Here is a 13,569-nt window from a genome sequence, read left to right as displayed (position 1 = left end):
GCAATCAAAGCGCTTCGAATGGTCGTTCGATGGCAATTTCCGGTGCGGTTTTATTATCCGTAATAAAGATCTCAGGCTTGCCGTCCTCTATCCGCCACTGCCCACCAACAACACGCATACTGGATACGTTTTTTGCCGGGCCATGACCGAAATCGAGCTTGCCTATGACGGTGTCCAGCTGCATGTTCCGGATAGCATTCGCCACCGCCTCGGGGTCTTTCGGATTACCACTGAGTTTGAGTGCCTGAACACCCGCCTCAAACAGAGCGTGTACCACACCAATTGGCTGGGTCCAGGTGCGCCCGGTTTTAGCCTGATAATCGGCCACCAGTTCCGCCGCAGACTGGCCTGTCAGACTTGAGTTGAAGGGATAGGCAGGAGACCACCAGATCTCAGTGGACATGCGGTCAGCGGACTGGCCCAGAGCAGCAACGCCAGAGGGAAACAGCAGCGCTTTAGCGGGAGTCATCACTTTTGGCTTAAACCCCATCTGCGCGCTCTGCGCCACAAACGTGGCCCACTCTGGCGGATTGAAAAGACCGGTAACGACCTCTACACCATCCTCTTTAAAGGCCTGGATATGAGCAGTAAAATCATCTGCTCCCACCGGGAAGTTCCCCACTTCATGAAGTTCAAAACCTGCGGCCTTAAACACCGGGGGCATACCATGTTCGGCATTTCCCAGCGCCATCCCCGGCACATCATTTGACCAGACCATACCCACTTTTTTATTGGTCGGGATAGCGTTCCAGAGACCGGTATACACCTCAGCGATATCAGCAACACCCCAGAAGAAATGAAATGCAGATTGGAAACCCACATCAGGTTTTCCCCCCATTGGAAACATCCATGCTTCCCAGGGCCCCATGGTGCTGATGCTGGGAACGCCGTTTAACTCGCATTGCTGCGGGACATTTGGACCGATCGCCACCTGAGACAGCATCAGATCCACCTCTTCACCATTGATCAGATCCGCAGCCTGGTTTGATGCACGATCGGGACTGCTCTGGTCATCACGTACCAGAATCTCAACATCGTAGTGTTTGCCACTGATGGTCAGGCCGTCTGCCAGCAGGCCGCGTACCTGATCAATAATATAATCATCTGCTTCGGCAAAGGGTGAAAATGGCCCCGACTGGGGGCTGACATAACCAATTTTGATAACATCTGAGGATGCCATCGCCTCCAGTGAACTCAGCATAGATGCGGCGACCGCCAGGGCCGCTGCTGACTTCAGGAAGTACCGACGCCCCACTTTGGGGAGGTTTTGCAATTTTTCTTTATTATGGTGCTTCATTCCTACTCACTCCGGTCTGTTTAACTCTCTGAATGGCGCTGTTTGCTCCATCTGATGTCTATTAAGCTACACCTGAGTGCAAAACTGATCTTGTGCAGCCCGGAGAGTTTTCTTGGTCAGAACGGCACTCTTGGCTGAGCAGGAACCAAACATTTGCCATACCGGAAACAGGCTTTTAAACTGATCTGAAAGGGATGATATTTATCAATAGAACCGTCATGGGTCTCTAATAGGGGAACAAATATTGCATTCAATGAGGACGTAACATAACCAAGATCAGTGCTCAGCTGTTCATAGCACTTGTCATCCCGGAGGAATAAAAATGGCGCATCCATTGTCTTACCATAAAAACAATACGGACATAGATGGAAGAACCAGTAATCAGAGTTCGGTGTTTACCACCGATAACCAGAAAGGTTCCGAAAAACTGGATTTCTGGAAAGAGGTCGTCTGCGACAGAGTGGCACCACTGGATTTCACTGTTGAAGCAAACGGTACATTCGAAGGCGCTCTGCGCTGGACAAAGATCGACGATATACAACTGTCTGATATCAGAGCAACACCCCACGTTGCCCTGAGGACATTATCGAGTATCAGAAAATCCGACTCGGATGCATTTGTCTTTAATCTGTTACAGACCGGCAGATGTGATGCCTCCCAGGATGGCAGGTCAGCGCGGATGAATAACGGGATGGGATGGTTCTGTAGTGCCGACCGCCCTTATGAGTTAAATTTTGACCAACCGTTTCATCTGACATCGGTGCAGATCCCCAGGCATATGATCAACCGTAATATATCCGGTGCGGACAGACTGGTTGCCTATAACCTGTCTCATTCCAGTCAGCTCTATCCTTTGGTACAAAACTATATTTTGCAGTTGGCACAGCAGCGGCCACAGTTTGATAAAATAACCGCTGAGAAAGTGGCGTTGAATCTCGCTGAGCTGGTCAGCACACTGATCGGCGAACATCTGAGTAACCATGAAGCGCCACTATCGAACTCCAAGGTAGCCTCGCTGTTACGTATACGTGCTTTTGTTGAAACCAACCTGCATGATCCGGATCTGTGCCCAACCCGGGTTGCTGAAGCGATGCGTATGTCGACCCGATATATTAATCAGTTGCTTGAGGCGGAAAACACCTCTTTAAGTCGTTACATCTGGCAACGACGGGTGGAGAGGGTCGCTACTCTGCTGAAAAACCCGGTCAACGCAGGCAATAGCCTGTCCTCATTTGCCTATGCCTGTGGTTTCAATGATATGACCCACTTCAGCAAGGCATTTCGCAAACATTTCGGTATGAGTCCATCGGAGTACCGGAGTCTCTGTAACGAATAACGTTTAAAAGAGTCTTTTCGCCAGACCTTTATGCTCAGGTGCTACGGTCAGACATCAGTCAATTACAAAAAATTCAGGGGTATCTTTAAGTATCGCAGACCGTTGCTTTCCGGTTTCGGTAACTCTCCCGCACGAATATTGACCTGCACAGAAGGAAACAGCAGCCGCGGAGAGTCGAGTGTTTTATCGCGACTGCGACGCTGTTCGATAAAATCCGTTTCGCTCACGCCGTCATTGATATGGATGTTGTGTTCCCGCTGTTCAGCCACCGTCGTCACCGAGGCGTACGCTCGTGCAGTGGGTGGATAATCATGGCACATCAGCAGCAGTGTCTCATCCGGATAGGCTAAAATCCGGCGAATGGAGGCATAGAGTTTTTCCGCAGAGCCTCCGGGGAAATCACAACGTGCGGTGCCCACATCCGGCATAAACAGGGTATCACCGACAAAAATCATCTGCTCTTCGACCACGTAAGCGGTGCAAGCGGGGGTATGTCCGGGGGAAAATAGTGCCTTGCAGTTCAGTGGACCGATAGTGAAAGTCTCATCCCGTTCAAACAGGTAATCAAAGCGCGATAACAGCTCATATTCAGACTCTTCAACATTGAACAGTTTAGAGAAGGTGCTGACGACTTCGGTCACCTGCTTACTGACAGCCACCAGCCCGCCGGCTTTACTGCGGATATAGGATGCCGCCGACAGATGATCTGCATGGATATGGGTTTCAAGAATCCACTCTACCTTGAGCATCATCATATCGATAAAGGCGAGAATTTTATCTGCCGCCTCGGTATCGGTTTTACCGGAGTTTGACTTATAGCAGAGCACTGAGTCGATCACTGCACAGGGACTACCGATACCGGTATGCAGCACATAACTGAAGGTTGAAGTGGCACTATCAAAGAAAGTTTCGACGACAGGTTTCATAGGTTAACTCCAGAAATTTGGCAGCATATATTTGTACAATAACGCCATCGATACCACGCTGGTTAACAGGGCAAAGCCGAGGGTCAGTAACTGGCCGGATAACAGCGGCGCGCTCTTCCGCCCGGCGACCATGCCAACACAGGTAGCACCGATAAACCACCAGGCCTGCGGGGTGATCTGGGCACCATGAAACAGTGCAGCAATCACGGTGCCGGTGGAGATAAGCGTGATGACCGCCAGCGAGGTGGCGACGATGCTGTGCATATTCAGGTTACTGAACTGGCGAATACCCGGCACAATCAGAAAACCACCGCCAACCCCGAGCAGACCACTGCTAAAGCCGGACAAACCGCCAATTGAGGACAGGGTAAAAAAGCATTTGGGGTTCCACTCAAAACGGCCGGTATCCGGACGCAGCATACAGTTGAATTCCAGTGGATGGCCAACTCCACTCTGCTGATCCCGGTAGTGCTGTAACGCCTGCCGCGCCATTTTGATGGCCACCATCAAGAGCAAAATACTAAAGATAGAGGTGAGTATATCGGCAGGCAAAACATGGGATGCAGCGATGCCCAGCGGCGCAATCAGGGTGCCCGATATCGCCATGACAATCGCGGCACGATATCGCACCAACCCCTGACGCAAACCATCAATACTGCCCAACAAAGCGGAGATACCCACCGAGATAAGTGACACCGGCATCGCTTCAGGCAGAGTAAAACCCAGCCCCAGCATCAGTGCAGGCACCGCCAGCACACCTCCACTGCCTGTCAGCCCCAGCGCTAAACCGACACCCGTACCCAGTAATATTTCCGTAATCATGCAGATCCTGACCGTGCAGAAATTTGAAAGAGTCGATATTCATAATATAGATATCGACCCTCAGTGTATCAGTAAGTTTTGTATGGCAGGAACTTACCTGAAAGCACAACGTTGACACGATCCCCTTTGGGGTCTTCTTCACGGTTGATGTCCATAGAGAAATCGATCGCACTCATGATGCCATCGCCAAACTCTTCGTGAATCAGCTCTTTGATTGTGCTGCCATAGACGTTAACAATCTCATACCAGCGGTACAGCAGTGGATCAGTGGGTACCGCGGTTGGCAGCGAGCCTTTATAGGGGGCGACCTGCAGCCAGGCAGTGGCTTCATCAGACAGTTCAAACAGATCGCCAACTTTCTCAGCCTGCTCTTTATCAAAGGTCATCTGTCCCAGACAAGCGGCAGTGGTCCACTCTTTTGACAGGCCAATCAGTTCAGCCACCTTACCCCATTTGATACCCTTACGAACTTTGGCGGACAAAATCAGCTGGGTTACTTCTTCGCGATTACTAATCATGATGTCTTCCTTCAATAGTGATCAAATTACATAGATCTGTATAAGTGTTTGTTGTGTTTTTGGTTGGGCTGCGACCCACAGCCCGGCTGTTTAAAAAATCTCGTTAAAATTTCAGGCTGCCCGGGTTTGAGTGCTGGCGCCCACTTTCAGATGAGCAATGACCTGATTATCGAAGCGCTGCTCCATCACCAGCTCATCGGCATCCTCATGGATCAGGGTCCAGTCGACTCCCGCTAACGGCAGGCCATTCATCACCACCGGCAGTGAACGGGTTTTCAACCGAACCACCGGGGCACTGTGTTGATAAGCGCTGGCCTCAAGATTAAGAACCCCGTGGGCAATCGCTTTTGCCTGATGCTTAATCGGCTCGATAAAGCGGCACGCTGTCCCCTCGATATTGATGCAATCACCCAGCGCATAGATATCGGCCTGACTGGTTTGCAGGGTGTCCGCAGCAACGCTGATACCCCGGTCAAAATCCAGTCCGGCAATGCGGGCAAGACGGTTATCGGTCATCAGTCCGGTCGCTGCCAGCACCTGATCAACCTCCAGTGTGTTACCACTGCCAAAGCGGATCTGCTTCTGCTGATTATCCAGCTGAGTAACCCCGGTAATATCGTCATTACCAATGTAGGTGATCCCCAGGGCGGCAAAACTGTCACGCAAACGCTGACTCGCTGGCTCTGGCAGCAAGCCCGCCAGCGGCGAAGCATTGCGGTCCAGCAGTGTGACGCGGTGCCCGGCGCGGACTAAGTCTTCCGCAATCTCGCAACCGATCATGCCCGCACCGACAATGGCAATCGACTGTGGTCCTTTGGCCAGTGCCTGCTGCATACCGGACCAGCAGGCCAGGTCATTAACCCGCCAGCAAAGCTCGGGAGGCAGCTGTGCAGGCAGGGCCGGTTTGGCACCCTGAGCCAGAATCAGTTTGGTGTAAGTCAGTGAACCACGGGTGGTACGCAACTGATGCAAAGATGGAGAGATGCCCACCACAAAGGTTTCGGCCATCAGCTGAACCCCCAGACGGCGAGCCGCATCAACCCCAGTCTCCTGAATCAGTGCTGCTTTATCCAACCCCCGGCTGATAGCAACTGACAACTCAGGCTTATGATACAGGTCAGCGCTACAGGCACTGATCAGCGTCACCGGAACGCTCTGATCAAGCTGACGAATCGCTTCGACCGCTGCCCAGCCAGCCAGGCCCGCACCGACGACAACAATACCGGGCTCAGCACTGAAGTGGGCGGTCTGTTCAACCGCGACCACAACAGGCTTCTCAAATAGTTCGAAATCGGTTTTGGTCACGCCACACAGAGGGCACTCCCAATCATCGGGAATATCTTCAAAGCGGGTGCCCGGGGCTAAACCGCTATCGGGATCGCCCTTCTCTTCATCATAGATCAGGCCACAGGCGCGGCAGAGGTACTGCCGCCATTCTTGAACGTCATGACTCATGCTGGCACCTCTTCACGCATCAGTTTTGCCATCTCCCAGCGCAGATGCTTAATCGCTGGCGTTACAATGGCGACAAAGTGAGCCTCACGAATACGACGCTGAGGCGCAGAGTTCATCAAATAACCTTTCGCCCCCTGATGCAGCAGTGCTGACTGAGAGGCCTTGAGACTCAGCTCAGCGCCCTGGCAACGGACATCCAGGACATCCAGGAAGAAATCCTTGCTGCCATCGAAAGGGGTTTCTGCCAGCACCATCGCCCGGGCTGCCAGCTCATCAAACTCGGCTTGCAACTCATCAGGACGATTATGCAGATACTGGTTAACATGACCCAGGGTTGGCTCGGCCTCACGGATAGAGTCGATAGACCCCTGGATAACACCCGCCGCAATACCAACCTGCAACAGCACGAATGCGCCACGGATACGCTGAATAAATGGCCGGGCCGGATCAGCAATCATCTGATCCTCACTGACGAAATAATCCTTCAGCGGCACCGCCCAGGTGCTGGTGCCCTCCATACCGGAAAATTCAGGGCAAGCGCGTAGCGGCACCCGCTCATCCAGATCCAGCAGAAACATAATCTCGTGGGAGCGACTGCCGTCATCCCGGTTGACTGCAGCAATGGCACCGCAGTACTGCCCCGGGGCAATATGACTTACCCAGGGTAGCGTTCCGCTTACACTGTACCCTCCGGGCACTTTTTTGGCAGTCAGTGCCATCTTTTCAATACCGGTCAGAGCCTTCATCGGATTCGACAGACCGGTACCGCCAAACGTCAGTCCGGCGGTGTGATCCTGTAAACGGGTTAACAGCGCCGGGTTACCAGACTGTTCCATATACAGGCCACAGACATCGTGAGCCCAGGTCATAAAACCGGTGGCACCACAATGGCGGCTGACCTCACTCATCGCTGAGATCGCCAGTCCGAAACGGCAGCCATGCTGGTCGAGATGACCGGCATAGGCCCCCGCCTGACCAAGGTTTGCCATGATATCCAGCGGGTAGTAACCCTCATCGATCCGTTTGGCTGCAGGTGCGAGTTGTTCCCGTGCAATCAAACCGACATCGGCGAGCACCTTGGCATCGTCGGTCCAGGGGGCTGTTATAGAAGAGACTGCTACGCTATTCATGGCTTACCTCTCAAGTCAGTTAAAGGTTAAATTAGTCCATCAGGCTGATGCTGAAAGGGATCGGGTTACGCATGGTGTTAGCAACTGGCGAGAAATAGTTGGCATGCTTAACTATCTCGTCCAGCTCTTCACGGGAAGCATCACCTTCGATCAGCACTTTGACGCGGATCTCCTGGAAGCCCATCTGCTCAGGCTCCATCTCAGCACCGCCAGCACCCCATGCAGCAGGGTTACCGATGTCACCTTCCATGAAAACTTCAAGCTTGCTCAGCTTCACCTGCTTCCAGGTTGCCACTGCGGTGATACCAACACACAGGCAACCGCCCAGACCTGACAGCACGATCTCACCCGGAGCCGGAGCAGTGTCTTCACCAAACAGGTGCAGCGGCTCATCAACAACCACTTCATGTTGGTTGACGTGGCTAACAGTACGGTACTGACCATCAGTGATGGTATGAACTTTGTTAGTCCCACGGGTACCTGGGTTATTACGACCCTTCTCTGCAAATGCCATCAGGCCATCCCGATCAATCGGACGCAGGTGGGTAGAAACCGTTTGTGGTGCAATAGCTGTTGTCATTTTTTTTCTCCAAAAGATTTAGCAGAACTGTATGTTTCTTTGAAAACATCACCGATGTTTATCTGAATAAAGCAGAATCGATGCCAAAACAAAATACATATTTAATATCAATAACTTAAGTGATTTATTGGCTTAATTCACCCACGCCAACATGACATTGTCAATAAATGTCATAATGACATTGTCTGACAATGAAAAATGCGACAGGAGTAGTGCCGGGGCCTTAAAACAGAAAAACCCCGAACCTGAGTCCGGGGTTTTGTAAGCGTCAGCGGCTCGGGGCAGGCCCAGCCCTCTTAACAGGCGTAGGGCAGACCCTCTTCAATCGGTAATGCTGCATCCTGCGCCCACTCATTCCATGAACCGAAGTAGAGTTTGACGTTATTGATACCAGCCGCCTTCAGCGCGACCAGAGTGTTTGATGCACGGGCGCCTTTAAAGCAGTAGATATACACATGACTCTCTTTAGTGATACCAACGCTGGCACAATCCGCCAGCACCTCTTCGGGGGATTTAAATACAGTGACCGCCCCCGGCTTCATCAGACGGTACCACTCCAGCCAGCGAGCCCCTGGCAGACGTCCTTTACGGGGCGAGAAATCTTTACCATACGGAGATGAACTGGTACCCACCCACTCATCCACATCACGAACATCCAGCAATACAATGCTGTCATCGCCGATCGCTTTGAGAACATCATCTTTATCCACCATCAGCTCACTGGCACTGTGGTCCAGCGGGAATTCAGCGGCAACCGGAGTCGGCAGATCTGTCGTCACAGCCAGATCAGCAGCTTTCCAGGCCTGGAAACCACCGTGCAGAATAGATACCTTAGGATATCCCAGATAGCACAGCAGGAAGTAACCGCGGCAGGACTGACCAAAACCGGTGTTCATTGAATCCTCATAGACAACAGCGGTCTCTTCACCTGAGAGACCGGCATCGCCAAACACCCTGGCAAACTTTTCTTTAAGCTCAGCAATACCTTCAGGCGTAGAGGCCGCCAGAAAGGTAAAGATATCGTGGATATTGACTGCGCCAGGAATATGGCCAGCCGCGTATTGCTCGGGATTACGGGTATCGATAAGCACCACTTTTTCGTTATCGATCTTGGTTTGTAACTCTTGAGGATCCAATAGAACTGTTGTCATTTTAAAACTCCAGAAATGTATGATGAGTAGCTGATCTATGCGTCAATAGTTATTTTCACTTAATTACTTATCAACAACCGTTCCATAAAGGTTTATCTCTATATAAAACAAATAGATAGATTCAGAAAGATGACCCGCTATCCGATCATACCAATCCCTCTGTCTGACATTGTCAGACAATGGTACATAGCGATTAATATCCCTTCAGGCCGGATGGGTCAGAGAGATATCGGAGTCATTAACGCGAAACAACAAAAAGATGAGGCTATGAGGTCGCTCTGTGGAGCGTCATTAACGAAGGCAATGATTAGAAAAACACGACAAGGATCAGCTTCAGCGAACAAAGATTGCTCTCTGAACTGATCCCTGTCTGAATGATGATTCAGAAGAGAGCGGGATCAGCCCTCACGACTGAGATTATTCGGCAATCCCAGCTTTTCCAGGCGATAACGGAACTGTCGCGGCGACATCCCCAGAATAGCCGCAGCACGGGTTTTATTACCACCGGTATGTTTCAGCGCTTGCGCAATTGAATCCGCTTCATCTTTACGCACCCAGCTATAGGGGCGATTCGTTGCAACGCCACTCGATGCACCACTACTATAGGAAAATGGAACGGTTGAGGGTACTTCCTCATCTGGAGGATCTACTGGGACGGAGCGCCCGACAGAGAACATCTCCGAAGACTGACCTGCCTCAAGGTGCTCATTGATCGCAGACTCCTGACGCAGGATAGTTTCGATATCATCGATCGAGATGGTGCCATCCAGACAGATCAAAACCGAACGTTTAATGACATTCTCCAACTGACGGATATTCCCGGGCCAGTTATAGGTTTCCAGCCGCTCCATTACCCCTTTGCCAAACACCGTATAGCGGCTATATTCCCGGTTAGCACTGAGCAGAAAATGACTGGCGAGGATTCTGACATCCCCCGCCCGCTCTCTTAACGGCGGCAGATGGATCGGAAAAACATTCAGACGATAGAACAGATCGAGGCGGAATTTACCCTTGTTCACCGCTTCCTGAAGGTTTTTGTGGGTCGCGGTGATAATACGCACATCCACAGGGATATCCTTTACGCCACCCACCCGCTGAATCACCTGGCTTTCAAGAATACGCAGCAGTTTGGACTGCAGCTCCATATTCAGATCACCAATTTCATCCAGAAACAGTGTCCCGCCACTGGCTAACTCAATCTTGCCTTTTTTACTGGCGGACGCCCCGGTAAAGGCACCCCGCTCATGCCCAAACAGCTCTGATTCCAGTAACTGCTCGGGAATAGCGGCACAGTTGATGGCGACAAAGGGCTGATCCCGGCGAGAACTGTTCAGATGCAATACCTGGGAAAAACGTTCTTTACCAGTACCGGACTCACCGGTCAGCAACACCGTCACTACGGTGTCAGCCACCCGGCTGATCTGCCTCAGGGCATCACGCACCGCCTGGCTCTCGCCGAGTATACCGTGGTTATTCTCACCACTTTGATGCTGCAGGGCATCTTTCAGCTCGCGGTTCTCCTCCTGCAGATAACTGGTACGCTCCTCAATCAGGTTACTGATACTGATGATCTGCGCAATAAAGGTCGCCAGAATTCGCAGAATCATCAGGTCGGCATCAATCGCCCGTGGTCGCATCCGCAACCGGTGCGCAGCCAGCACACCAATGGTTGAGTTACCATCCATAATCGGCACCGCAATATAAGCCACCATACCGTCTGGCAGAGTTTCCCGGTCCACCGCCCGGAACAGATAACCCGGTTCCTCATCAATATTCTGAACCACCGCAGGCTGACCACTTTTCATCACCGTACCGGTGATGCCCTCACCCACTTTGTACACCCCCAACCGGCGCTCTTCATCACGCAAGCCGTAACTGTATCGGATCTGCAGGGTCTCACCGGTTGTCGATGGCAGCAGCACACGCCCACGATTCAAACCAAGCATCTGCGACATCAGCCGCAAGGTGCCGGAGATCGCTATCTCAGGTGTTGCCGCCTGACCAATAAGCTTGGCTGACTCATGCAACACCGTCAGATCGGATGCGCCGGCACCGGCATCACTTTCTACATTTTTATGCGACAGAACGTCTGTTGGATATCCCATAGGCTCTAACCTCTACAAACAGAAATACCTGTTGCCAGGCAACAGGTATATTCAGCACAATTCACACAGCGGCTATCACCAGACAACGCTGCAAAATGGATTGTCCAGCCGGGTGTTAACACCGGACTGTAGATACTCAAACCATCACTCCATATGCCAGTTAAAGCGTTTAATCAGCACACTACAGACAGTGTCCAGACCATAGCCAATAATGCCGATAACGATAACAACGGCGGCGAGACTGTCATAAGACAAGGTGTCACGAGCGTCGTTGATCGCATACCCCAGTCCGCTGGTGACACCGAGATATTCCGCAGGAACCAGAACCACCCAGGCAACGCCTACCGCAAGACGGATACCCGCCATGACGTCGGTCATAATCGCTGGCAGAATGATCCGCCGCAGCATCTGAAAACCGGATGCACCCAGGTTGCGCGCCACTTTAAACCAGTTAGGATCAATACGACGTACACCGTGGGCGGTGGAGAAGATGATCGGCCATACCGTCGCCATCACAATCAGGAAGATGATCGCAGAATCCCAGCTCTGAAAGGCCAGCACGGCAATCGGCATCCACGCCAGTGGACTGATCATGCGTAGAAACTGAAACGGCACGTTAGTCACTTTCAACGCCAGACCAAAGTAGCCCACCGTTACCCCCACCGGCACACCGATGCCGATACCCCAGACCAGCCCGGAAAGAATGCGATAAAGGCTGGAACCGATGGGTTGCCAGACTTCACCACTGGCCACCAGATCCACCAGCGCACTAAACGTCGGTGCAGGGGCAAATGCGGCAAAGGCACTCAGATCCGGATCATTTTCAATCATGAAACCACCGAACCACCACAACAACAGCAGACCGGTAATCCCCACCGCCGGGTATTGCAGTGACTTCAGCCAGCCAAACAGCTGCGACATGTTCGGCATCACACTGGCGGCCGTTATCGTTTGAGTATTACTGGTGTTCATATCGCAACCACCTCTTCTCGCTCAAATGGATTCTCAGCATTAAAACCTGGCGCATCTTCCCAGCCTTTATGCTTCTCCATCGCCGCTTTAACAAAGCGATAATCCACCAGATCATCGGCCACAAAGTCTGCGTCCAGCTTGTTCAGGAAGGTGGCATCCCCACTCACCAGAGTGTTTTTCAACTCATTTACAATCAGTTTGGTGGCTGAAGGGAAAGGCCAGGGCTGGAAATCAATCCGACCGCTGTTCCATTCTGGGTGCTGAATCGCATCAGGCGCTGCATAGGATTCTTCGTCATACAGCGTCATCGCACGCTCAACCACATTAGCCTTCATTGGCAGATAACGTTCGCCATCTTTAGACAGCAGATGAGCAACCTCTTTCTTGTTTTGTTGGGCGTAGATCTGAGCTTTGACGATGGCGTTCATCACTTTCTGAGTCCACTCAGGCTTGGCATTAACCTGTTCCTCATTCATACACACCACACAGCAGGGATGGTTACGCCAGATATCACCGGTAAAGCGCAGCATCTTACCGCCAGCCAGCAGCTCACCGGCCGCATTAAAGGGCTCTGCCACGATGAAGGCATCGATCTTTTTCGCCGCCAGCGATGGTGGCATATCCGGTGGCGGCATAATCTGCAGATTCACCTCATCAGCTGCGACAGGCTCACCCTGCGCTTTAATCACCGGCTTCAGTCCCACATGTCTAAGCGCCATCTGCAACACGATATTGTGCATGGAGTACCAGTAAGGTACTGCAACCTGCTTGCCACCCAGGTCCGCAAAGCCCTCCGCTTTAACATGTTTACCCACCACCACACCGGAGCCATTCAGATGAGCCCAGGACATGATTTTGACGGGGAAACCGTTGTTATAGCGCATCCAGATAGGGATAGGTTTAAGGAAGTGCACCAGATTAAATTTACCCGCCGCAAACCCTTCAACCAGCGGCGACCAACCACGAATTAGCGTTGGCTTTTCTGATTTAAGCCCCTCTTCCGCGAAGAACCCTTTAGCATGCGCAACCAGCAGTACAGTGGCATCGGTAATCGGCAGATAACCGATACGTACAACCTCATCTTCCGGTGGCTGGATACTGCCCCAGGCAGGCATACTGGCGGAAAGCCCAAACATTGCAGCCAATCCCCCCATAGCGAGGCTGTCCATCATGAAGTCACGGCGACTCATCTCATGCTTTTGCAGATATTCCAGATCTGCGTCGGACATCTCATTCGGCTTCGCATCAAGCTTAGAACTGTATTTTTTCATTATAAA

12 protein-coding genes are annotated in these 13,569 nt (G+C 51.9%); 1 reads left to right on the top strand and 11 read right to left on the bottom strand.

Going from position 1 to position 13,569, the window contains the following annotated elements:
• Positions 1 to 4 precede the first annotated feature (4 nt).
• Positions 5 to 1,297: an ABC transporter substrate-binding protein gene (locus BMY09_RS14085; RefSeq protein ID WP_091359506.1), complete on the bottom strand. Its 1,293-nt coding sequence runs from the start codon at positions 1,295 to 1,297 to the stop codon at positions 5 to 7.
• A 322-nt stretch (positions 1,298 to 1,619) separates the two neighbouring features.
• On the opposite strand from BMY09_RS14085, the gene BMY09_RS14080 reads away from it, so the two are divergent.
• A complete protein-coding gene (locus tag BMY09_RS14080; RefSeq protein WP_091359503.1) occupies positions 1,620 to 2,633 on the top strand; it encodes an AraC-like ligand-binding domain-containing protein in 1,014 nt (337 codons plus the stop codon).
• Between the two features lie 62 nt (positions 2,634 to 2,695).
• On the opposite strand, the gene BMY09_RS14075 is transcribed toward BMY09_RS14080, so the two are convergent.
• The 10 genes from BMY09_RS14075 to BMY09_RS14030 all read right to left on the bottom strand — a co-directional run bounded on the left by BMY09_RS14075 (position 2,696) and on the right by BMY09_RS14030 (position 13,563).
• The gene (locus tag BMY09_RS14075; RefSeq protein WP_091359501.1) at positions 2,696 to 3,559 is read right to left on the bottom strand and encodes an MBL fold metallo-hydrolase; all 864 of its coding nucleotides are present in this window, start codon (positions 3,557 to 3,559) and stop codon (positions 2,696 to 2,698) included.
• Between the two features lie 3 nt (positions 3,560 to 3,562).
• Positions 3,563 to 4,381: a sulfite exporter TauE/SafE family protein gene (locus BMY09_RS14070; protein ID WP_091359499.1), complete on the bottom strand. Its 819-nt coding sequence runs from the start codon at positions 4,379 to 4,381 to the stop codon at positions 3,563 to 3,565.
• Between the two features lie 68 nt (positions 4,382 to 4,449).
• Positions 4,450 to 4,899, bottom strand: coding sequence for a cyanase (gene cynS, locus BMY09_RS14065; RefSeq protein WP_091359497.1), 450 nt, complete (start codon positions 4,897 to 4,899; stop codon positions 4,450 to 4,452).
• Positions 4,900 to 5,010: 111 nt separating this feature from the next.
• Entirely contained in the window at positions 5,011 to 6,354 is a 1,344-nt protein-coding gene (locus tag BMY09_RS14060) for an FAD-dependent oxidoreductase (protein ID WP_091359495.1), read from the bottom strand.
• Entirely contained in the window at positions 6,351 to 7,484 is a 1,134-nt protein-coding gene (locus tag BMY09_RS14055) for an acyl-CoA dehydrogenase family protein (RefSeq protein WP_091359493.1), read from the bottom strand. The genes BMY09_RS14060 and BMY09_RS14055 overlap by 4 nt, the downstream gene beginning before the upstream one ends.
• A gap of 31 nt (positions 7,485 to 7,515) precedes the next feature.
• Entirely contained in the window at positions 7,516 to 8,064 is a 549-nt protein-coding gene (locus tag BMY09_RS14050; RefSeq protein ID WP_091359491.1) for an OsmC family protein, read from the bottom strand.
• 296 nt (positions 8,065 to 8,360) lie between these two features.
• A complete protein-coding gene (locus BMY09_RS14045) occupies positions 8,361 to 9,215 on the bottom strand; it encodes a sulfurtransferase (RefSeq protein WP_091359489.1) in 855 nt (284 codons plus the stop codon).
• Positions 9,216 to 9,613: 398 nt separating this feature from the next.
• Entirely contained in the window at positions 9,614 to 11,320 is a 1,707-nt protein-coding gene (locus BMY09_RS14040) for a sigma-54-dependent Fis family transcriptional regulator (protein WP_091359487.1), read from the bottom strand.
• Between the two features lie 144 nt (positions 11,321 to 11,464).
• A complete protein-coding gene (locus BMY09_RS14035; protein WP_091359485.1) occupies positions 11,465 to 12,292 on the bottom strand; it encodes an ABC transporter permease in 828 nt (275 codons plus the stop codon).
• A complete protein-coding gene (locus BMY09_RS14030; RefSeq protein WP_245756593.1) occupies positions 12,289 to 13,563 on the bottom strand; it encodes an ABC transporter substrate-binding protein in 1,275 nt (424 codons plus the stop codon). Before BMY09_RS14030 ends, BMY09_RS14035 begins: the two co-directional genes overlap by 4 nt.
• Positions 13,564 to 13,569: the final 6 nt, after the last annotated feature.

This window comes from Amphritea atlantica (assembly GCF_900111095.1).
Lineage (GTDB): Bacteria > Pseudomonadota > Gammaproteobacteria > Pseudomonadales > Balneatricaceae > Amphritea > Amphritea atlantica.
The sequence above is the reverse complement of the archived record's forward strand: the minus strand, read 5'-3'. Positions and strand labels throughout refer to the sequence as shown.